This window comes from Mesorhizobium sp. WSM1343, from assembly GCF_055901535.1.
In genome coordinates, this window is sequence record NZ_CM148370.1 from 5,176,860 (window position 1) to 5,198,342 (window position 21,483).

The following is a 21,483-nucleotide window of genomic DNA, read 5'->3' on the forward strand; positions in this document are numbered from 1 at the left end:
GGGCGAGAACCGCTTGCACCCTTTTCCTGAAATTGCTCCGGTGCGGCCCATTCCAGCCAGCGCGACCTGGGTCAGCTTGCCTCGCGCATGGCCTCGGCCGCCTGCAGGTCGACCGATACCAATTGGCTGACGCCCTGTTCGGCCATGGTGACGCCGAACAGCCGGTTCATGCGCGCCATGGTGATGGGATTGTGGGTGATGATGACGAAGCGCGTCTCGGTGGTGGCGGCCATTTCGTCCATCAGGTTGCAGAAGCGCTCGACATTGTGGTCGTCGAGCGGGGCGTCGACTTCGTCGAGCACGCAGATCGGCGCCGGATTGGTCAGGAACACCGCGAAGATCAGCGACATCGCCGTCAACGCCTGCTCGCCGCCCGACAGCAGCGTCATGGTCTGCGGCTTCTTGCCGGGCGGGCGGGCCAGGATTTCGAGGCCGGCCTCGAGCGGATCGTCGGATTCGATCAGCTGCAATTCCGCCGTGCCGCCGCCGAACAGATGCGAGAACAGCCGCTGGAAATGGCCGTTGACGACATCGAAGGCGGCAAGCAGCCGCTCGCGGCCTTCGCGGTTGAGGCTCTGGATCGCCTGCCTGAGCTTGCGGATCGCCTCGATGATGTCCTCGCGCTCCGACACGATCGCCTCCAGCCGGTCGGAAAGCTCCTTCTGCTCTTCCTCTGCGCGCAGATTGACGGCGCCCAGCCGTTCGCGCTCGATCTTCAGCCGGTCCAGCTGACGCTCGATCTCGGGCATCTCAGGCATCGGGCTGTCAGCCTCCAGACCGGTATGGCGAATAACCAGATGCGGCGGTGTGTTCAGCGTTTCCTGGATGCGCGCCTCGACCTCCAGCCGGCGTTCGTCGGCCGCGGTCAGCCGCTCTTCGGCGCGAACGCGGGTCTCGCGAGCCTCGGCCAGGAACTGGATGGCGCCGGTGGCGGCCTTGTCCAGTTCGGATTGCCGGTTCTCCGCTTCCTGCAGACGGTCGGCCGCCGCCTTGCGCAAGGTTTCGGCCTCGGTGAGCTGCGACAGCAGGGCGCGCCGCTTGGCGTCGATTTCATCGGGCGCATCCGCCAGCCGCTCGCGTTCGGCCTCGGCCTCGGCCTTGCGTTCGCCAAGCGAGGCGATCTGCGTCGAGGCGTTTTCGGCCCGCTCCAGCCAATTGCTGCGCTCGGCGCCAATGGCATCGAGCCGGCGCGCGCGCGCCTCGGCTTCGCGGCGCAGCCCCTCATGCACCGCACGCGCATCGGCAAGCGCGGCGCGGTCGCGCGCGACATTGGCCGAGGACTGTTCGAGCTGCAATTGCAGATCGCCAAGATCGGGCGCGTCCTGCAGCAGCATTTCCGCCTCGGCGAAGGCGGCCGAAATCTCCTCATGGCTGTCAACGATGCGGGCGCGCGCTTCATCGAGTGCTGCGCGCCGGCTCTGCAATTCGCCGCCGGCCCTCTCGGCCTCAGCCAGTGCATTGCGGGCGGCGTCCAGCCGATGCTGCGCGTCACGACCGGCCTGGCGCGTGTTGCGCTCGGCCTCGCTTGCCAGGCGGAGCGCCTGTTCGGCCTCCCCCAGCGCCTCCTCGGCCTGGCGCAGGACGAGCGTCGCCTGTATCGCCTCGGCATCGAGCTCAGCCAGCCGGTTCTTCTGCGCCAGCCGTTGCGCCGCGGCGGTCGGCGCGTCGGCACTGGCGGTAAAGCCGTCCCAGCGCCACAGCGCGCCCTCGCGGCTGACCAGCCGCTGGCCGGGAGCAAGCAGCGGCTGCAACCGGCGGCCATCGCCGGCGGCATCGACGATACCGATCTGCGCCAGGCGGCGGGCGAGCTGTGCCGGCGCGTGGACCACGCTGGCCAGGCTCTTCACGCCTTCCGGCAGAGCCGCGTCGCCGGGTTGGATCGCGCCTTCGCCCCAATGCACCGGCGCGCTGCGGTCGAGCGGCACGTCGAGGTCTTCGCCAAGGGCTGCACCCAGCGCCGTTTCGAAACCGCGATCGACGCTGATCTGCTCCAGCACGGCCGGGAAGAGATCGCCGCTGGCGGCATTGAGGATTTTTGCCAGCGTGCGCGCTTCGGTTTCGATCCTTGCCAGCTCGGCCCTGGCATCCTGAAGCGGTGGCCGGGCAGCGCTTTCGGCAGCGCGGGCATCGATGACCGACTGCTCGGCCTCGGACACGGCAGCCTCGGCCTCCTCCAGCAGCGCCATGGCCTGTTCGACCAGCACGCGCTTCTCGGCCGGATCGGGCAGGCCAGCGACCTTGGAGAGTATCTCCGACAATTCCCGGTCGACATCGGCAAGCTGACGCGCGAAGCGGTCGCGGCGCTCGGCGGTATCGCGCAGCGTCCGTTCGATCTGGTTGCGCGAGGCGGCAGCCTCGGCCCGCTCGGCAGTCAGCGCGGCGAGTTTGGCTTCGCTTTGTGAAAGCGTAGATGCCGCTTGTTCGAAAGCCGCGCGGGTGGTGGCCTCGCGCTCGGCGGCACCAGCATTTTCCGAATTGAGTGCCGCCTCTTCGGCGCGCAGGCGCTCGAGAATGTCCGCGTTGTCGCGGACCATGCGCTCCTCACGCGCGATATCGCCGTCGAGCTGCTGCAGCCGGCGCTCGAGTTCGCTCTGACGGGCGCGGATGCGGCCGGCTTCCTCTTCGATCTGCGACTTGGCGATCGAGAGGCGCTGGAAGGCAGCGGCGGCGGCGGCTTCCGCGTCGCGCAGGTCCGGCAGCCGATGGGCGCCTATGCCTTGCTCCCTGGCGGCGGCCATCTGGGCCGCGGCGCGGTCGCCGACCAGTGCCGTGGCAACCGCCAGCGCCGATCGCGCCTCGCCTTCCTGGGTTTTGGCCAGCGTCCAGCGCAGATGCAACAGCGTTGCTTCGGCCTTGCGGATATCGGCCGACAGGTTCTTGAAGCGGGAGGCCTGGCGCGCCTGGCGCTTCAGGCTTTCGATCTGGCTTTCCAGCTCGCCGACGACGTCGTCCAGTCGTTCGAGGTTCTGCTCGGCCGCCTTCAGCCGCAGTTCTGCCTCGTGGCGGCGGGTGTGCAGGCCGGAAATGCCTGCCGCCTCTTCGAGCAGGGCGCGGCGTGCCTGGGGCTTGGCCTGGATCAGTTCGCCGATGCGGCCCTGGCCGACCATCGACGGGGAACGCGCACCGGTCGACTGGTCGGCGAACAGAAGCTGCACGTCCTTGGCGCGGGCCTCCTTGCCGTTGATACGGTAAAGCGAGCCGGCCTCGCGCTCGATGCGGCGCGACACCTGCAGTTCGTCGGCATCGTTGAAGGCAGCAGGCGCCGAGCGGTCACTGTTGTCGAGGAAAAGCGTGACTTCGGCGGTGTTGCGGGCGGGCCGAGTGCCCGAGCCGGAAAAGATGACGTCGTCCATGCCGGACGCGCGCATGTTCTTGTAGGAGCTTTCGCCCATCACCCAGCGCAGCGCCTCGACAAGGTTCGACTTGCCGCAGCCATTCGGTCCGACAATGCCGGTCAGGCCGCGTTCGATGACGAACTCGCCGGGCTCGACGAAGGACTTGAAACCGAGGAGGCGAAGGCGCGAAAACTTCATTCGCGCCGCCCGCTAAGCGGATTTCGGTGGTTTTGCGAAAGGAAGTCGCGGCACGACGAGAAGCCGCGCACGCCGAAGCGCCGCCGCCTCAGGGCTGACTGGGCGTCAGAGCAGAGGGTCGATGATGGCCGACATTTCCTCAATCGACATCGCCCCCTTGTAGGTCTTACCGTTGATGAAGAAGGTCGGTGTCGAGTCGACCTTGAATTCATTGGCGCCGCGCTTCTGGACCGATCTCACATCGTCCAGAAGTTTCTGGTCCGTCAAGCAGGCCTCGAAGGACTCCTGTGTAAAACCGGCGAGCTTCGAGATTTGCAGCAGCGCATCCTTGGTATTCTGGACGCCAACCCAGTTCGCCTGCTGCCGGAACAGGACGTCGACCATGGGGTAATAGTTATCCTTGGCGCAGCGCGCCAGCATAAAACCGGCTTCGGCGCTCGGGTCGAACGGGAATTCGCGCAGGATGTAGCGAACCTTGCCGGTGTCGATGTACTTGGTCTTCAGGTCCGGAAAGGTGGTCTCGGCGAAATGCGCGCAATGCGGGCAGGTCATCGAGGCGTATTCGACGATGGTGACCTTGGCGTCGTCCTTGCCAAGCTGCTTGTCGGGCAGCGCGCCAGGCTTCATCAGTTCCGTCATGTCCACGGTGCCCTGGGCTTCCGGCGCGGTGGCGGCGGCCGGCGTGGCCGGCTTTGCGGGAGCGGCCGGCTCAGCGGGCTTCACATTCGCAGCCTTCGCCTCCTCGCCAGAGTCGCTGCAGGCCGCGAGCAGGGCCACCGCCGGAATGGCGGCCAGCGAAGACAGGACGTTTCTGCGAGACAAGCTTTGGCCAAACGGGGGACGGTTCATACGAATCACCTGACAAGGGTTGGATTTTGCAATGCAAAGACACGAAAAGGCGAGAGTTGGCGCGAATTAAGGCATCTCGATCCCCAATCCAATCGCGAAACCTGACAAGGGCGATCACGAAAGCGAGATATTGACGACGAATCCATGACTTTCTTCAAGACGCCTATGATTTTCTCTCCCCAATAATGGTCGCGCCAAGTTTCTCCAGCGAGGCGCGCAGTCCTTCATTATCGACCAGGCCGACAGTCCCCGACAATTTCGTCTTCTCAGCCGCGGTCAGCGGTCTCAGGGCCGGTCTGCGCTTTCCTTTGTCGGCTGTCACCGGCTTCTGCAGGATCCGGATGCGGTTGATGGCGGTGAAGCCGAGGAAGGCGTTGACCCGGTTGATGATCTCGCCCGTCTCGTGCTGCAGATGAAGTGCCGCCATGCCTTCGCAGGCAATGACCAGCACGGCCGGCTCGAACGGATCGTCCTCATGCATACGGCGCGGCCACTGGATTTTTTCGGGACGCGAGTGGCTGGCCAGCCGTGGACCAGCGATCTCGTCCCATGACTGGACGAGGCCGATCGAAATGCCGGCCCGCTTGCGCAGCACCGGATCGAGGATCCTGGTCGCGAGATCGCTGACCGGGACGGGATTGCCGTAGGGCGTTCTCCCTGCCATGTACGTCCTCCAGCGACGACCCAGCAGATACCGGCCAGGCCAATACAAGATCAATGGCACCAGCAGACCAGACCCGCAAGACCGCATCCTGGGATAGTGGCAAAGCCACATCCGGAGATAGCAGCATAGCTGCATCTGGAGATAGCAGCACAGCTGCATCCGGTGTCAGCGACGATATCGCATCCCGCCTGCTCGGCTGGTATGATGTGCATCACCGTGAATTGCCGTGGCGCATCACGCCCCGTGAGCATGCACGCGGCGTGCGGCCTGATCCCTACCGCATCTGGCTCTCCGAGGTCATGCTGCAGCAGACCACCGTCGAAGCTGTGAAGGCTTATTTCCGGATTTTCGTCGAGAAATGGCCCGATGTCGAGGCGCTGTCCGCGGCGCCGGCGGAGGACGTGATGAAGGCCTGGGCCGGGCTCGGTTACTACTCCCGCGCCCGCAATCTCAAGGCTTGTGCCGATCTTGTGGCCGAGCGTGGCGGCCGGTTTCCCGACACGGAGACGGGTTTGAGAGAGCTGCCCGGCATCGGCGCCTATACGTCGGCGGCCATCACGGCGATTGCCTTCGATCGCCCCGCCGCGGTTGTCGACGGCAATGTCGAACGTGTCATCTCCCGGCTGTTTTCGATCACAACCCCGCTCAGCGAAGCCAAGCCCGAGATCCGCGCCCATGTCGAGCGCATGGTGCCCGGGATAAGGCCTGGCGACTTCGCCCAGGCGATGATGGATCTCGGCGCCACCATCTGTACGCCACGCCGGCCGCGCTGCATGCTGTGCCCGCTACGCGAAGACTGCAGCGCGGTCGTTTCAGGCGATCCCGAGCACTTCCCGGTGCGCCTGCCCAAGGCCGACAAGCCGCAGCGGCACGGCGCGGCCTTTGTCGCCGTACGGGCCGACGGCGCCATCCTTCTGCGCAAACGGGCCGAGAAGGGCTTGCTCGGCGGCATGACCGAGGTGCCGACGACAGGCTGGACCGCGCGGATCGATGGGGCAACCACGCAAGCGGCCGCGCCGTTTCCCGCCGACTGGCGGCATGCGGGCCGCATTGCGCATGTCTTCACGCATTTCGCTCTCGAACTCGAAGTCTTTCACGCTCACATCAAAGGTGATGCGCCAGACGGGCATTTCTGGTCGCTCGCTCACGAGATTTCCGGCGAGGCGCTGCCGACTGTCATGAAAAAGGCAATCGAGGCTGCGATACCCGGCGCGACGAAAAAGCCGTCGCCACACAGTGCAAAGAGGCCCCATGACTGAAATACGCCACATCGTTTTCGACATCGGCCGCGTGCTGATACACTACGATCCCAACATTCCGTTCAGCCGCCTCATTCCGGATGCCGAAGAGAGAAAGTGGTTTTTCGACAATGTCTGCACGCATGATTGGAACATCGAGCAGGATCGCGGCCGGACCTGGGCAGAGGCCGAGGCGCTGCTGATCGCGGACCACCCCGATCACGCGGAAAACATCCGCGGTTTCCGCCGCCACTGGCACGAGATGGTGCCGCATGCCTATGAGGACAGCGTCGCCATCATGGTCGGTCTGATCGAGAGCGGCCACGACGTGACCATGCTGACCAATTTTGCCAGCGACACGCTGGCCGAGGCACGCGAACGCTTCGATTTTCTCAATCGTCCGCGCGGCGTGACGGTGTCGGCTGACATCCGCCAGATCAAGCCCGACCGGGCCATCTACGATCACCACGTCGCCGCGTTCGGCCTCGAGCCGTCGGCCACGCTGTTCATCGACGACAGCCAGAAGAATGTCGACGGCGCCAGAGCGGCTGGCTGGCAATCTGTGCTGTTCACCGACGCAAGGACGCTTCAAGCAGACCTTGAACGTCTCGGAATCAAGGCCTGATTTGAATCGCTTCGCGCGATCCGTTGAGCCTTTGAATCAACGGCATTCGAAGCAATTGGCAGGGGCTCAGGCCCCTGCCCGCTCCATGCCGAGCCGCGCGATGCGGCGAAGCTCGTCGATCGGGGTCAGGCCACCGCTGCGCTCATAATGCCAGAAGGTCCAGCCGTTGCAGGCATCCAGCCCCTGCACTTCGGCGCCGACCTTGTGGATCGAACCGGCGCTGTCGCCGATCGCCACCGTGCCGTCGGCCCGCACCTTGGCCGCCCAGCGCTTCTTGGCATCGTAGAGCGTCGCACCCGGCATCATCAGCCCGTTGTCGATCAGGCTGACGAAGGCAACGCGCGGCTCGGCGCGCTTGCCCGTGAGAACGGTCAAGTCGGCCTCTTCCAGCGGCCGCACTGCGTCGATGCGCTCGTTGGCGGCGTCGATATAGGCCTGCTCGCGTTCGATGCCAACGAAATGGCGGCCGAGACGCTTGGCCACCGCGCCTGTGGTGCCGGAGCCGAAGAAGGGATCGAGCACGATGTCGCCCGGTTTGGTCGAGGCCATCATGATGCGGGCAAGCAGCGCTTCCGGCTTTTGGGTCGGATGCAGCTTGTCGCCATTGTCGTTTTTCAGCCGCTCGCCGCCGGTGCAGATCGGAAACAGCCAGTCGGAGCGCATCTGGATGTCGTCGTTGGACGCCTTCATCGCTTCGTAGTTGAAGGTATAGCCCTTGCCCTTCTGATCGCGCGTGGCCCAGATCATCGTCTCATGTGCGTTCTGGAAGCGGCGGCCGCGGAAATTCGGCATCGGGTTGGTCTTGCGCCAGACGACGTCGTTAAGGATCCAGAAGCCAAGATCCTGCATCTTGGCGCCGACACGGAAGATGTTGTGATAGGAGCCGATGACCCAGATGGTGCCGTTGGGCTTCAGCACCCGGCGCGCCGCCAGCAGCCAGGCACGGGTGAAGGCGTCATAGGCCTCGAAACTCTCGAACTGGTCCCAATCGTCGTCAACGGCGTCGACCTTCGACTGATCAGGGCGGTGCAGGTCGCCGTCGAGCTGCAGATTGTAGGGCGGATCGGCGAAGATGACGTCGATCGATTTTTCGGGCAGCCGGTCTAGCGCGGCGACGCAGTCGCCCTTGAGGATCGTGTCCAGCCATTCGGATTGCTGGGGAGCGTGGGAAAGCTCGTCGAGAAGACGCACGGCAGACATTCTGACACCCAAGGCACGCGTTACTGTTTACTCCTGGTTATGGTTACCGATCAGCGTAAATATTCCGTGAAGGCCAAGGGACGGGTGTGGCGAATTTGCGAAGGCGGCCCTGTTGGTGTATGCCGCGCCGCCTGAGCCTTCCGAGGCCACTTCGCCCTCCCATTGTCCGGATCACCATGCCCCAGCCAGACCTTGTCATCTTCGATTGCGACGGCGTGCTCGTCGATTCCGAGATCATCGCCGCCCGCGTCGACGCCGAGCTTTTGACCTTGGCCGGATACGAGATATCGGCTGAGGAGATTTCGGAGAGCTATGCCGGCCTGACCTTCAAGGACATCATGCTGCGGGTCGAGGAAAAGTCCCGCATTCCCTTCCAGGCCTCTCTTATCGACAGGGAGGAACAATTGGTCGACCGCAAACTGCGCAGTGACGTCCGCGCCATCGATGGCGCGCGCGAGGCCGTTGCCGCGGTAACCGTGCCGCGCTGTGTTTGCTCGAATTCACGCTCCGAGAGGATCGAATTCATGCTGGAGAAGGTGCATCTTCTGCCGTTTTTCACCGACCGGATTTTTTCGGCGATGGAAACACCGACCGGGAAAACGAAACCGGCGCCGGACGTGTTCCTGTTTGCGGCGGAGAAACTCAGCGCCAACCCGGCGAACACTTTCGTTATCGAGGATTCCGTGCACGGCGTCCACGGCGCAAGGGCGGCGGGCATGCGGGTGATCGGCTTCACCGGCGCGGGACACAGTTATCCCGGCCATGCCGACGCGCTCACCGAGGCCGGCGCCGAAACGGTGATCCGCCGCTGGGCAGAGCTGAAAAGCGTGATCGCCGCGCTGTCGGAGTGGTCGGACGCCTGAGAAGCGTGCGCCGCGACGCACGCCTCATGCAACTGCCGAGACCTAGTTCGTCGCGGCAGCCCTCTTGCGGCGGGTCTTCTTCGACTTGTCGGCCGTTGCCTGATGCGCGGTTTCGTCATAGCCGGCAAAGGCCTGATAATCCTGGGCCGTCGGCTCGGGCACGACGACATTGGAATCGGTGAAGACGAACTGCGTGGCAACCGAAGGATCGGTGACCTGGACCTGATACTGGTGGAGCTGCGAGTAGAGGACCTCGGTGCCGTGCATCACCGCCGTTCGGATCGGCATGGTGATCGTGCCTGGAGAAAACTTCGGTCCGGGGACAATCTTGCCGGCGACCGCAATCTTCATCGTCAGTTGGCCGTTGGCACGGCTGCAGTCGCGTGTCACGTCGCTGACCGACGCCTGGTAGATGATGTTGGCCGATTCGTCGGGCGGCGTTGCAGCAGCGGCGTCAGCCTCGGCCTGGGCCGCGGCATCCTGCGCGGCATCGCCGGTCTTCTTGATCCTGGGCTTGGGCTTCTGAGCTTCCCTGGAATAGGTGTTGAAGAAGGCCGTGCCGTCCCGCACCGTCACCCTGGGACAATAGGCCTGCAACTGGCTGGCCAGGATCTTCGGATCCTGCGGCGGCGGTGGCGCCGTCGGGTCCTCCTTCTTGCCGATGCCGAGGTTCAGGATGCCATTGTCGCCCGATTGGCAGCCGGCGGCGGCAAGCATAAAGCCGGTGAGCGCAAGACCCGCCAAAAAGCGACCACTGAATGTACGAAACGCCATGAAACTGCACTTCCCTCTCGCAAAGCTGGTGACGTATATCAACCGCGCGGCAAAAATGCGACTGAGCCAGTGCAGAATTAACCACCTTGCGGTGGACGGAAAAAGCCAGGCAGTAACGGAATTGTGACATGCACTATGTGAGTACCCGCGGGGAAGCCCCCGTTCTTGGATTTTCCGACGCCGTGCTGGCTGGGCTGGCGCGCGACGGCGGGCTCTACGTGCCGCGCGAGTGGCCACAGTTTTCCGCCGCCGAGATCCGCGCCATGCGCGACCTTGCCTATCCCGACCTTGCCATCCGCGTGCTGTCGCCGTTCCTTGGCGGCGAAATCCCAGCGCCCGTCTTCGAGCGGCTGGTCCGCGAAGCCTATGCCACCTTCCGCCACGAGGCTGTCTGCCCGCTGGTGCAGACCGGCCCCAACACCTTCGTCCTGGAACTCTTCCACGGGCCGACGCTCGCCTTCAAGGACGTGGCGATGCAGCTTCTGGCCCGGCTGATGGACCATGTGCTTGCCGAACGCGACCAGCACGCCACCATCGTCGGCGCCACCTCGGGCGATACCGGCGGGGCTGCCATCGATGCCTTTGCCGGTCGCAGCCGGACCGACATCTTCATCCTTTTCCCGCATGGCCGCGTCTCGCCGGTGCAGCAGCGGCAAATGACGACGTCGACGGCTGCAAATGTCCATGCGCTGGCGATCGAAGGCAATTTCGACGATTGCCAGGGCCTGCTCAAGGACATGTTCAACGATCACGGCTTTCGCGACCGGGTGGCGCTTTCGGGCGTCAATTCGATCAATTGGGCCCGCATCATGGCCCAGATCGTCTATTATTTCTCCTCGGCGCTGTCGCTCGGCGCGCCGGACAGGCCGGTTTCCTTCACCGTGCCGACCGGCAATTTCGGCGATATCTTTGCCGGCTATGCCGCCAAGAAGATGGGCTTGCCGATCGATCGGCTGGTCATTGCCACCAATGACAACGACATCCTGGCGCGCACTTTTTCGACCGGCGAATACCGCACCAAGGGCGTCTTTGCGACCACGTCGCCGTCGATGGATATCCAGGTGTCGTCGAATTTCGAACGCTTGCTGTTCGAGGCCTCCGGCCGTGACGCCGCGACCGTGCGGCGCTACATGGACGGCCTGAAGCAGTCCGGTGCTTTCACCATCGAACCCCACCAAATCGCCGGGATGCGGTCCGAATTCGACGCCGGCCGCGCTGATATGGACGAGGTCGCCGCCACCATCCGCTCGACGCTCGCGACCAGCAACTATCTGCTCGATCCGCACACTGCGGCAGCCGTGCATGTCGCCGCAGGCAAGGCGTCAGGCGCCGTGCCGATGGTGGTGCTGGGTACAGCACACCCGGCAAAATTCCCGGCCGCCGTCGAAGCCGCCAGCGGCGTGTCGCCCGCACTGCCCGCATGGCTAGGTGGGTTGATGACATCGGAGGAAAAATACACGGTACTTCCATCCGACCTGAAAATGGTGGAAGATTACGTCGGCCGCCGCGCGCGGGCGGCGCGTTAGGGAGTAGTAGCCATATGGGTGTTGAGGTAAGCCGTCTGTCGAACGGCCTGACAGTCGCCACCGAAACCCTTCAAAGCATCGAATCGGTTGCCCTTGGTGCCTGGGTCAAGTCGGGTGCCCGCAATGAACGTGACGACGAGCATGGCATGGCCCATCTGCTCGAGCACATGGCGTTCAAGGGCACGAAAAGGCGGAGCGCCTTCGAAATCGCCTCGGAGATCGAGGACGTCGGCGGCGAAATCAACGCCGCCACCAGCGTCGAGACCACCTCCTACTATGCCAGGGTGCTCTCCGACGACGTGCCGCTGGCCGTCGACATTCTTGCCGACATCCTGCAGGAGTCCGAATTCGACCCGCAGGAACTCGAACGCGAACAGCATGTGATCCTGCAGGAGATCGGCGCCGCGCACGACACGCCCGACGACATCGTCTTCGACCGTTTCACGGAAACCGCCTATCGCCATCAGACGATTGGGCGCTCCATTCTCGGCACGCCCGAAACCGTCAAATCCTTCACCTCGAAACAACTTCACGACTTCATAGAGCGGCAATATGGCGCCGAGCGCATGGTGATTGTCGCCGCCGGCGACATCAAGCATGACAATTTCGTGCGCGAGGTCGAAAAGCAGCTCGGCGGCTTCCGCAGCAAGGCCGACAGCACCATCCCGCAATATGCGCAATATGTCGGCGGCGATTTTCGCGAGGACCGCGACCTGATGGACGCGCAGATCGTGCTGGGGTTCGAAGGCCGCGCCTATCATGTGCGCGACTTCTACGCCTCGCAGGTGCTGTCGATGATCCTCGGCGGCGGCATGTCGTCGCGCCTGTTCCAGGAGGTCCGCGAGAAGCGCGGCCTGTGTTACTCGGTCTATGCCTTCCATTGGGGCTTTTCCGACACCGGCGTCTTCGGCGTCCATGCAGCGACCGGCCAGAGCGACATCGCCGAACTGGTGCCTGTCATCATCGACGAACTGCAGAAGGCCGGCGAGAAGATCCTGCAGGAAGAACTCGACCGGGCGCGCGCCCAATATCGCGCCGGACTGATCATGTCAGCCGAAAGCCCGGCCAGCCGCGCTTCGCAGATCGCACGGCAACTGCTTCTGTTCGGCCGGCCGATCGCCAAGGAGGAACTGATGGAACGGCTGTCGGCGCTGACGATCGAGCGGCTGACCGATCTATCGTCGCGTTTGTTCTCGACCAAGCCGACGCTTACCGCTGTCGGGCCTGTGGGCACACTGGCGCCCTATGAGGCGATTCTCGAATCGCTGGCGGGCACGCAGACCGCGGCCCGCAAGCTCGCCGTCTAAGCCCCTCAAAGCGCCATGTTCGCGCTCCCTTTCTTTCGCCGTGACCTGCCGGCACTGAAGGGCGACCGTGTCACGTTGCGCGTGCCGTTCACCAACGACTATCGCGAGTGGGCGGCGGTGCGCGGGGAAAGCCGCGCCTTCCTCGAACCATGGGAGCCACGCTGGACTCCCGACGAACTCGACCGCAACGCATGGCGGCTGCGCATCAGCCGCTACCGCGAGGATTATGCTCAGGGAACCGCTATCGCCTTCTTTATCTTCGAGAGGAGCAGCGGCAAGCTTGCCGGCGGCATCACGCTCGGCAACATACGCCATGGCGTCTCGCAAAGCGGCCATGTCGGCTACTGGATCGGCGAGCGCTTCGGCGGCCGCGGCCTGATGACCGACGCGGTCAAGGTGGTGACCCGCTTCGCCTTCGATACGCTGAGGTTGCACCGGATCGAAGCGGCCTGTATTCCCGACAATATCAGGTCGATCCGCGTGCTTGAAAAAGCCGGATTTCGGCGCGAAGGACTGCTGCGATCCTATCTCAGGATCAACGGCATCTGGCAGGACCACTACCTCTACGCCCGGATCGCGGACGATCCGCCGGGCGTTGGAACGAAGGACTGATTTTTGACGAAATTCCTGCGCAACGGGCCGCTGTTCGCCATTGTCCTCGCGACACTCCTGACGCTGTGGGCGGCATCGTCGGCCTTCGCCGTCGAGCCGATCAAGATCGCCCGCGACGACGTCGCGCTCGACCTTTCCGGCGCCGTCGAGATCTACCGCAACCAGGGCGAGAATTTCCAGGTGTCGACCGCGCCGGGTCCGGACGGCATCGTGCGGCGCATCGAGGTCGAGGCCAATGATGCCCGTTCGACCGGTGACTGGGCTGTCTTCGCGCTCGCCAACACCACCGACCAGCAGCTCGACCGGCTGATCGTCGCACCGCATTTCCGCCTGGTGAATTCCGGCATCTTCTGGCCGGATCTGGGCTCGACCCGCATCGCTGCCATCACGCCCAGCGAAGGCTTCGCGCTCGACCGCCAGACCAGTCCCGACGCCGACGTTTTCCGGGTGACGCTGAACCCCGGCACGGTGATCACCTTCATCGCCGAACTGGCCTCGCCGAAGCTGCCGCAGGTCTACCTCTGGGATCCCGAATCCTACAAGGACTCGGTCAATTCCTACACGCTGTTTCGCGGCATCGTCATCGGCATTGCGGGCCTGCTGGCGCTGTTCCTGACCATCCTTTTCGTGGTCAAGGGGACCTCGATGTTCCCCGCGACCGCCGCGCTTGCCTGGGCGGTACTGGCCTATATCTGCGTCGATTTCGGCTTCCTCAACAAGGTCATCGAGATCTCGCCCGGCAATGAGCAGATGTGGCGGGCGGGAACGGAGGTGGCGCTGGCGGGAACCTTCGTGGTGTTCCTGTTCGCCTATCTCAACCTCAACCGATGGCACGGCCATTTCAGTTATGGCGCGCTGGTCTGGATACTCGGGCTGGTGCTGATCGCCGGCGTCGCGATCGTCGATCCCGCGGTCGCCGCCGGCATCGCCAGGCTGTCCTTCGCCGCCACCGCACTGACGGGGCTTGGCCTGATCATCTTCCTCGGGATTCGTGGTTATGATCGTGCGATCATGCTGGTGCCCAGTTGGGTCATGGTGCTGTTGTGGTTATGCGGGTCGTGGATGGCGATCACCGGCATGCTCGACAACGACATCGCCCAGCCGGCCCTGGGCGGCGGGCTGATCCTGATCATCCTGCTGATCGGCTTCACTGTCATGCAGCATGCCTTTGCCGGCGGCGCGCTGCATCAGGGCCTGTTCTCCGATCTGGAGCGGCAGGCGCTTGCCGTCGCCGGATCGGGCGACACGGTGTGGGACTGGGACGTGCTGCGCGACCGCGTCGTCACCAAGCCCGATGTCAGCATCCAACTCGGGCTGGCGCCGAACAGCCTCGGCGGTGCGGCGCGTAACTGGCTGCCGGTGCTGCATGCCGACGACCGCGACACGTTCCGCACGACGCTCGACGTCGTGCTCGAGCACCGGCGCGGCCGGGTGTCGCAGAACTTCCGACTGCGCGGCGCCGACGGCCACTATCACTGGTTCTCGCTGCGTGCGCGCCCGGTCATCGGATCCGACGGCGAAGTCATCCGCTGCGTCGGCACCATGGTCGACGTGACGGAGCAGAAAAAGTCCGAGGAAAGGCTGCTGCACGATGCCGTGCACGACAACCTGACCGGCCTGCCGAACCGCGAACTTTTGATGAACCGGCTGGAAGCGATCATCTCGATCGCGCGCACCGAAGAGAAGGTGCGCCCGACCGTCTTCGTCATCGACATCGACCGTTTCAAGCAGGTCAACGACGGGCTCGGCATCTCGGCCGGCGACACCATCCTCTTGACCATCGCGCGTCGCCTGCACCGGCTGCTCAAGCCGAAGGACTCGCTGTCGCGCTTTGCCGGCGACCAGTTCGCGCTGATGCTGTTGTCCGAACAGGACCCGGCCCGCATCGCCGCCGTGGCGGATGCCATCAAGCATGCCATCAACAATCCGATCACCTTTGCCAAGCGCGAGATCGTGCTGACCGCCTCGATCGGATTGATCACCTGGAATTCGCCACAGATGTCGGCCGAGGACATGGTCAAGGATGCCGAGCTTGCCATGCATCAGGCCAAGCGCTTCGGCGGCGACAGGATCGAGCCGTTCCGTCCGGCTTTCCGCACTGTCGGCACCGACAGGCTGCAGTTCGAATCCGACCTGCGCCGCGCCATCGAGCGACGCGAATTCACCCTTGCCTACCAGCCGATCGTGCGGCTCGAGGACGGCAGTGTCGCCGGCTTCGAGGCGCTGCTGCGCTGGGACCACCCGCGCCGCGGCATGATCCCGCCGGCGGATTTCATCCCGGTCGCCGAAAGCTGCGGCCTGATCGTGCAGCTCGGCCTGTTTGCCATGCAGCAGGCGGCGGAAGACCTCGCCAGCTGGCAAAAGCAGATCGGCGACGCGCCGCTGTCGGTCTCGGTCAATCTGTCCAGCCGGCAGTTGATCCGCCGCGACCTGGTCAGCGACGTCCGCTCGGTCATCGCTCGGGCCAACCTGAAGCCGCGCTGCTTCCGGCTCGAACTCACCGAATCGCTCGTCATGGACAATCCCGAGCAGACCGCCCATGTGTTGACCAAGCTGAAGCAGCTCGGCATCGGCCTGTCGCTGGACGATTTCGGCACCGGCTATTCCTCATTGGCCTATCTGACGCGTTTCCCCTTCGACACCATCAAGATCGACAAGAGCTTCGTCGACGACAACACGCCCAAGCGCGCGGTGCTGCTGAAATCGATGGTCAACATGGCGCATGAACTCGGCCTGTCCGTCGTCGCCGAGGGCATTTCGGACGAGAGCGACGCGCTGGAACTGCGCCAGATGGGCTGCGAATATGTCCAGAGCTTCATGTTCGGCGCGCCAATGCCGGGCGACCAGGTGCTGAAGACGCTGAAAGAGCAGTATCCGCTGACGCAAGCGTAAACGGATCAGGCGTGTCCGGCAGCGAGGCTGAGATGCGCAAGGTCGATACCGATCGAGGCGAGGATCCGGTCGTATTTGCGCTCGATATCGGTGTCGAACAGAAGCTCGGCACTGGCCGGACAGGTAAGCCAGCCATTTTCTGCGATCTCGGTCTCCAATTGGCCGGCACCCCAGCCGGAATAGCCGAGCGCCATCAGCGCATGACGGGGTCCGCGGCCGGACGATATGGCGCGCAATATGTCGACGGTCGCCGTCAGGCAGATGTCGTCGGAAACGGTCAGCGACGATTCCACCCGATAGTCGCCCGAATGCAGGACGAAGCCCCGGCTGCGATCCACGGGGCCGCCATTGCGCACGACGAAATCGCGGGCCTGAGCCGGCAAGCGGATTGCCTCCTGCTCGTTCATGATGCCCAGTTGCACGAGCAAGTCCGGAAACAGCATCTGCTGCGTCTGGTTGATGATCAGGCCCATGGCGCCTTCATCGGAATGGGCGCAGACATAGATGACCGAGCGCGTGAAACGGTCGTCCTTCATGCCGGGCATGGCAATCAGGAACTGATCGTCGAGAAAGCCGCGACTAGCGACCGTCTTCTTGTGGCGCAACAAGTCCATGAAGGGAGCGTAACGCGTTTCCAAAGCGCCGAAAAGATGCGCCGTGCTGGATTCGACCAAAGCCTGTGGCGGCGGCTCGAACATTCTTCTCCCTCGAAGTCACGCAAATATGATACCGGCAAGGCCATGAAATCATTGCGCGGCCACGAACGGACGATCAAATCACCGCCATGCGAACCTTGAAAATCCTGCTGCTCGGCGCCGCCATCGGATCGGCCACCGCTCTTCCCGCCGCCGCCTCTTCGTCGGCGTGGTACAACAGCGAAGGCGGCAAGGTCCGGCTGGTTACATCAGGCAAAGCCGACGATGCCGGCCGCATACAGGGCGTTCTCGACATAGCGCTCAAGCCCGGCTGGAAGACATATTGGCGCGATCCGGGAGACGCGGGCGTGCCGCCGCAACTCGACATTTCGGCCAGCACCAACATCGCCGACGCCGCTCTGTCGTTTCCGGCGCCGCAGCGCCATGACGACGGCTATGGCAAATGGGCGGGCTACAACTATCCGGTCTCTCTGCCGGTGACATTCACGCTGGCGACGCCGAACCAGCCGGCGGTGATCGATGCCGACATCTTTCTCGGCATCTGCGAAACGATCTGCATTCCGGTGCAGACGCGGCTGACCGTCGACCCCGCCTCCGATCCGGACAATGCCGAGGACGCGGCGCTGGTGAAGGCGAGTTTTACGGCACTGCCAGCGCCCGCGAGGTCCGATTTCGGCATCAATGTGCTGCCGGGCGACCATGAGACGCTGATTGTCGAGGCGAGCTTTCCCGGCGATCCGGCGGCGGCGGATTTCTTCGTTGCCGGCGAGCGGGATTACATGTTCGGCACCCCGGCCCGCAGCGAAAAGGACGGCAAGCTGATTTTCACCGTGCCGATCCTCGACCGCCCCTCGACGACGCCGACCGATGGCGGGCTTCACTATACGCTGACGAGTGCGGCGGGCGCTGTCGAAGGGGTTCTGCCTTTCCCTTGATCCAGCCCATCGCAACGGTTGCAGGAAGCCGTTGGGTTCGCTACGCAAAGACACGCCCTTCCCCATTTTCCCAAGCGAGGAATCCATGACCATTTCCGTTGGCGACAAGCTGCCTGACGTGACCTTCAAGACGATGACCGACGACGGCGCCAAGCCGATCACCGGGGCCGAGATCTTCCCGGGCAAAAAGGTCGTTCTGTTTGGAGTTCCCGGCGCCTTCACGCCGACCTGCAGCAACAACCACTTGCCCGGCTATCTCGAGAACCATGACGCCATCCTGGCGCGCGGCGTCGACACCATCGCCGTCGTTTCGGTCAATGACGTCCATGTCATGGGCGCCTGGGCGCGCTTCACCGGCGGCGAGGGCAAGATCCTGTTCCTGGCCGACGGCAGTGGCGATTTCGCCAAGGCAGTGGGCCTCGACAATGACCTTTCCGCCAGCGGCATGGGGCTGCGTTCGAAGCGATTTTCGATGATCGTCGACGACGGCAAGGTCACCGCGCTCAATGTCGAGACCAAGCCCGGTGTCGACGAGTCCGGCGCGGCCCATATTCTGGGACAGCTCTGAACTTCAGTGCGCCTTCGGCCGCAACGGCGATGGCGCTTGTGGTTCATGGGTTGCTTTGGGGGGATCCTAGCGATGTTTGACATCTTCTGGCGCGCTATCGCGATCGGCGTCGGCGCCACCGTGCTGATGGATCTCTGGGCCATCTTCCTGCACAAGGCGTTCGGCCAGCCACGGCCGAACTGGGGGCCGGTCGGCCGCTGGGTCTGGCATCTCCGTGACAAGGTCTTTCACGACGATATCGGCGATACAGCACCATACGCGCATGAAAAGGCGCTGGGTTGGGCCTTTCACTATTTTGTCGGCATCATCTACGGCATCATCCTGGTGGTGCTGGCCGGAGCGGGCTGGCTTGCCGCGCCGACATTTCTGCCGGCCTTCATCCTCGGCATTGTCACCGTCGGCGCCGGCTGGTTCCTGCTGGCACCCGGCATGGGCGCCGGCTGGGCCGCCTCGAAGCGGCCCAACCCGATGCGGATCCGGGCGCTGAACCTGGTGTCGCACACGGTGTTCGCACTTGGGCTTTGGGGCACGGCGCTGCTGATACGATAAGCGCTTACGGCTGTGTCGGCCTGTCGATCGGCTGCCAGCCGTAGACAACGGAATGCGCGCCGATATCGTAGTAGTTGCCGCCGCCCGCTGGCTGATCCGCTTCTTCGTACCCGAGCCGCGCCGCTCCTGAAATTCAATAGCTCTGGGTCGAGCGCCGCACCTTCGCGATTGCCGGCGCAGCAGGCTTTGGCGCTGCTGCAGGCTTGAACGGGCCTTTCTTGAACGGCGCCATGCCTTCGCGCGCGAGTTCGTCGGCGCGCTCGTTCTCGACATGGCCGTCATGGCCCTTGACCCAGTTCCAGGTGACCTTGTGGCGCTTGTTGGCCTCGTCGAGCGCCTGCCAGAGTTCACCGTTCTTGACAGGCTTCTTGTCGGCGGTCTTCCAGCCGTTCTTCTTCCAGCCGTGGATCCACTTGGAAATGCCGTCCATGACGTATTTGCTGTCGGTGTGAAGCTCGACCGTGCACGGTTCCTTCAGCGCGTTCAGCGCCGAGATAGCGGCCAACAGTTCCATCCGGTTGTTGGTCGTCTCGGCCTCACCGCCGGAAAGCTCCTTGGTGGTGCCGTTGAAGCGCAGGATCGCGCCCCAGCCGCCAGGGCCGGGATTGCCCGAACAAGCGCCGTCGGTGAAGATCTCAACCTGTTTGCTCATGATATCAGGCCAATCCATATTCCGAAGGAGATTTGATCGCCCGGTGGAACCGCATCCTTCTGATGTATTCGGTCGGATCGCGTTTCATCACCAGCCCGCCATCGGGGACGGTCAGCCAGTCGTATAGCCGGGTCAGCATGAAGCGCAACGCCGAACCGCGCGCCAGCATCGGCAGCGCAGCCTTTTCCTGATCGCTCAGGGGCCGGACGCTCTGGTAGCCGGCGAGCAGCGCTTTGCCCTTGGTCAGGTTGAAGGAAAAATCCTTCTCGAAGCACCAGGCGTTGAGGCAGGTGGCGACATCGTAGGCATAGAGGTCGTCGCAGGCGAAATAGAAGTCGATCAGGCCGGAGAGCTTTTCGCCGAGGAAGAAAACGTTGTCCGGGAAAAGATCGGCATGAATGATGCCTTGCGGCAGGTCTTTGGGCCAGTTGCGCTCAAAATCGGCAAAGTCGGCATCAACCTCGGCCGCCAGGCCCGGCTCGACCTCGTCGGCGCGGTCGCGCGCTGCGTCCCAGAGCTTGCGCCAGCCGTCGATGGCCAGGGCATTCGGACGCGTCATCGAAAAATCGGCGCCGGCCAGATGCAATTGCGCCAACGCCTTGCCGACCTCGGCACAATGCGTGGCTGTGGGCCGCCGCAACGAAAGCCCTTCCAGGAAGGTGATGATGACCGCCGGCCGGCCGGCGAGCGTGCCGATGACGCTGCCGTCATGGGCGGTCACCGGCAGCGGGCAGGACACGCCCTTGTAGGCGAGATGGCCCATCAGTCCGAGGAAAAACGGCAGATCCGCCTTCTCGACGCGTTTCTCATAGAGCGTCAGGATGTAGGAGCCGCTCGAGGTGTGCAGCAGGAAGTTCGAGTTCTCGGTGCCTTCGGCGATGCCCTTGTAGGACAGGAGATCGCCGACCGGATAGTGCTTCAGGAATGCGCCGAGTTCGCCTTCCGCGACGTCAGTGTAGACCGCCATGTGCCTTACGCGGCTCCATTGACGAAGGCCATGTCGGCCCGCGTCAGTTCGACATCGCGCAGTACCCGCATGACCGGAAAATCCTCCGTTTCCGTGGCCGTGATGGCCAGATCGATCGTGACATCGAAGCGCTGCCGGAACGCGTCGATGATCTCGTCGACGATGATTTCGGGCGCCGACGCGCCGGCCGACAGGCCGAGCGTCGAAATGTTGCCGATGTCATTCCACGGAATCTCGGCGGCGCGCTGCACGAGAAGCGACATGGTGGCGCCTGCACGCTCCGCCACTTCGACAAGTCGTCGCGAATTGGATGAATTCGGCGCGCCGACGATCAGATAGAGATCGGCGCCCGGCGCGGTGTCCTTGACGGCTTCCTGGCGGTTGGTGGTGGCATAGCAGATCGATTCCGCCGCTGGCGCCTGCAGCGCCGGAAAGCGATCCTGCAAGGCGCGGATGATGCCGGCGGTGTCCTCGACCGACAATGTGGTCTGGGTAACGAAGCCTAGCGCCTGCGGATCGACGGGCGAGAGCTTTGCGGCATCGGCTTCGGTTTCGATCAGGGTCACCGCTCCGTCCGGGAGCTGGCCCATGGTGCCGATCACCTCGGGATGTCCGGCGTGACCAATCAACAGCACATGACGGCCGAGCCGCTGATGGCGCATCGCCTGCTTGTGGACCTTCGACACCAGCGGGCAAGTGGCATCGAGATAGAAGAGATTGCGCGCCTTCGCATCCGCCGGCACCGATTTCGGCACGCCATGCGCCGAGAACACGACGGGCGACTGCCGATGTTCGGCCGGGATCTCGGAGAGTTCCTCGATGAAGACGGCGCCAAGGCTTTGCAGCCCCTCGACGACGTAGCGGTTGTGCACGATTTCATGGCGGACGTAGACCGGCGCGCCATATTTCTTCAGCGCCAGCACGACGATCTGGATGGCACGGTCGACACCGGCGCAAAAACCGCGCGGCTGGCAGAGCCGGATCGTCAGAGGTGGTTTGGTGGTTGTCTGAAGCATTAAATCCGGGCCGGTTGATCAAAGCCGAAATGAGGTGCGCACCCCTGCCCTGTCAAG

General features: G+C 63.9%; 20 protein-coding genes. 11 read left to right on the top strand and 9 right to left on the bottom strand.

Features of this window, described 5'->3' with window-relative positions; all coding sequences use genetic code 11:
- Window positions 1–71 precede the first annotated feature (71 nt).
- From smc to AC0NIL_RS25380, 3 genes are all read right to left on the bottom strand, one after another.
- Entirely contained in the window at window positions 72–3,533 is a 3,462-nt protein-coding gene (gene smc, locus AC0NIL_RS25370; protein WP_275953726.1) for a chromosome segregation protein SMC, read from the bottom strand.
- A gap of 105 nt (window positions 3,534–3,638) precedes the next feature.
- The gene (locus tag AC0NIL_RS25375; protein WP_013532754.1) at window positions 3,639–4,382 is read right to left on the bottom strand and encodes a DsbA family protein; all 744 of its coding nucleotides are present in this window, start codon (window positions 4,380–4,382) and stop codon (window positions 3,639–3,641) included.
- A gap of 163 nt (window positions 4,383–4,545) precedes the next feature.
- The gene (locus tag AC0NIL_RS25380; protein ID WP_013532755.1) at window positions 4,546–5,046 is read right to left on the bottom strand and encodes a DUF721 domain-containing protein; all 501 of its coding nucleotides are present in this window, start codon (window positions 5,044–5,046) and stop codon (window positions 4,546–4,548) included.
- Between the two features lie 53 nt (window positions 5,047–5,099).
- Between AC0NIL_RS25380 and mutY the strand changes: the two genes are divergently transcribed.
- Both mutY and AC0NIL_RS25390 read left to right on the top strand, forming a co-directional pair.
- Window positions 5,100–6,305 carry an A/G-specific adenine glycosylase gene (gene mutY, locus AC0NIL_RS25385; protein WP_275953727.1) on the top strand — a complete coding sequence of 402 codons (1,206 nt, stop codon included), beginning with the start codon at window positions 5,100–5,102 and terminating at the stop codon, window positions 6,303–6,305.
- The gene (locus AC0NIL_RS25390; protein ID WP_473572708.1) at window positions 6,298–6,909 is read left to right on the top strand and encodes an HAD family hydrolase; all 612 of its coding nucleotides are present in this window, start codon (window positions 6,298–6,300) and stop codon (window positions 6,907–6,909) included. Before mutY ends, AC0NIL_RS25390 begins: the two co-directional genes overlap by 8 nt.
- Window positions 6,910–6,975: 66 nt before the next feature.
- Here the strand turns inward: AC0NIL_RS25390 and AC0NIL_RS25395 are convergent, their stop codons facing one another.
- On the bottom strand, window positions 6,976–8,109 hold the full coding sequence (locus AC0NIL_RS25395; protein ID WP_275953729.1) for a site-specific DNA-methyltransferase: 1,134 nt from the start codon (window positions 8,107–8,109) through the stop codon (window positions 6,976–6,978).
- Between the two features lie 176 nt (window positions 8,110–8,285).
- On the opposite strand from AC0NIL_RS25395, the gene AC0NIL_RS25400 reads away from it, so the two are divergent.
- Window positions 8,286–8,972, top strand: a complete 687-nt coding sequence (locus tag AC0NIL_RS25400) for an HAD family hydrolase (protein ID WP_275953730.1) — start codon at window positions 8,286–8,288, stop codon at window positions 8,970–8,972.
- A 42-nt stretch (window positions 8,973–9,014) separates the two neighbouring features.
- Here AC0NIL_RS25400 and AC0NIL_RS25405 read toward each other — a convergent pair whose 3' ends face one another.
- On the bottom strand, window positions 9,015–9,746 hold the full coding sequence (locus tag AC0NIL_RS25405) for a hypothetical protein (protein ID WP_063171665.1): 732 nt from the start codon (window positions 9,744–9,746) through the stop codon (window positions 9,015–9,017).
- Between AC0NIL_RS25405 and AC0NIL_RS25410 the strand changes: the two genes are divergently transcribed.
- From AC0NIL_RS25410 to AC0NIL_RS25430, 5 genes are read left to right on the top strand one after another with little or no spacing between them, the layout of a single operon-like run.
- A complete protein-coding gene (locus AC0NIL_RS25410; RefSeq protein WP_263499029.1) occupies window positions 9,745–9,873 on the top strand; it encodes a hypothetical protein in 129 nt (42 codons plus the stop codon). The genes AC0NIL_RS25405 and AC0NIL_RS25410 overlap by 2 nt on opposite strands.
- A gap of 1 nt (window position 9,874) precedes the next feature.
- Window positions 9,875–11,272: a threonine synthase gene (gene thrC, locus AC0NIL_RS25415; protein WP_013532761.1), complete on the top strand. Its 1,398-nt coding sequence runs from the start codon at window positions 9,875–9,877 to the stop codon at window positions 11,270–11,272.
- A 14-nt stretch (window positions 11,273–11,286) separates the two neighbouring features.
- Complete coding sequence (locus AC0NIL_RS25420; protein ID WP_013532762.1) at window positions 11,287–12,579, top strand: M16 family metallopeptidase; 1,293 nt, start codon at window positions 11,287–11,289, stop codon at window positions 12,577–12,579.
- A gap of 15 nt (window positions 12,580–12,594) precedes the next feature.
- The gene (locus AC0NIL_RS25425; protein ID WP_013532763.1) at window positions 12,595–13,191 is read left to right on the top strand and encodes a GNAT family N-acetyltransferase; all 597 of its coding nucleotides are present in this window, start codon (window positions 12,595–12,597) and stop codon (window positions 13,189–13,191) included.
- A 3-nt stretch (window positions 13,192–13,194) separates the two neighbouring features.
- A complete protein-coding gene (locus AC0NIL_RS25430) occupies window positions 13,195–16,083 on the top strand; it encodes an EAL domain-containing protein (protein WP_013532764.1) in 2,889 nt (962 codons plus the stop codon).
- A 5-nt stretch (window positions 16,084–16,088) separates the two neighbouring features.
- Here AC0NIL_RS25430 and AC0NIL_RS25435 read toward each other — a convergent pair whose 3' ends face one another.
- On the bottom strand, window positions 16,089–16,697 hold the full coding sequence (locus AC0NIL_RS25435; protein ID WP_013532765.1) for a YqgE/AlgH family protein: 609 nt from the start codon (window positions 16,695–16,697) through the stop codon (window positions 16,089–16,091).
- Window positions 16,698–16,867: 170 nt separating this feature from the next.
- On the opposite strand from AC0NIL_RS25435, the gene AC0NIL_RS25440 reads away from it, so the two are divergent.
- The 3 genes from AC0NIL_RS25440 to AC0NIL_RS25450 all read left to right on the top strand — a co-directional run bounded on the left by AC0NIL_RS25440 (window position 16,868) and on the right by AC0NIL_RS25450 (window position 18,791).
- The gene (locus tag AC0NIL_RS25440; protein ID WP_013532766.1) at window positions 16,868–17,674 is read left to right on the top strand and encodes a protein-disulfide reductase DsbD domain-containing protein; all 807 of its coding nucleotides are present in this window, start codon (window positions 16,868–16,870) and stop codon (window positions 17,672–17,674) included.
- Window positions 17,675–17,759: 85 nt separating this feature from the next.
- Complete coding sequence (locus AC0NIL_RS25445) at window positions 17,760–18,242, top strand: peroxiredoxin (RefSeq protein ID WP_027164142.1); 483 nt, start codon at window positions 17,760–17,762, stop codon at window positions 18,240–18,242.
- A 72-nt stretch (window positions 18,243–18,314) separates the two neighbouring features.
- A complete protein-coding gene (locus AC0NIL_RS25450; protein WP_013532768.1) occupies window positions 18,315–18,791 on the top strand; it encodes a DUF2938 domain-containing protein in 477 nt (158 codons plus the stop codon).
- A 133-nt stretch (window positions 18,792–18,924) separates the two neighbouring features.
- On the opposite strand, the gene rnhA is transcribed toward AC0NIL_RS25450, so the two are convergent.
- Genes rnhA through ispH form a run of 3 tightly spaced genes read right to left on the bottom strand, consistent with a single transcriptional unit; the run spans window position 18,925 to window position 21,426 of the window.
- A complete protein-coding gene (rnhA, locus tag AC0NIL_RS25455; protein ID WP_027164143.1) occupies window positions 18,925–19,443 on the bottom strand; it encodes a ribonuclease HI in 519 nt (172 codons plus the stop codon).
- Window positions 19,444–19,447: 4 nt separating this feature from the next.
- Entirely contained in the window at window positions 19,448–20,410 is a 963-nt protein-coding gene (locus tag AC0NIL_RS25460; RefSeq protein WP_024503619.1) for a homoserine kinase, read from the bottom strand.
- Window positions 20,411–20,415: 5 nt separating this feature from the next.
- The gene (ispH, locus tag AC0NIL_RS25465; protein WP_013532771.1) at window positions 20,416–21,426 is read right to left on the bottom strand and encodes a 4-hydroxy-3-methylbut-2-enyl diphosphate reductase; all 1,011 of its coding nucleotides are present in this window, start codon (window positions 21,424–21,426) and stop codon (window positions 20,416–20,418) included.
- Window positions 21,427–21,483 lie beyond the last annotated feature (57 nt).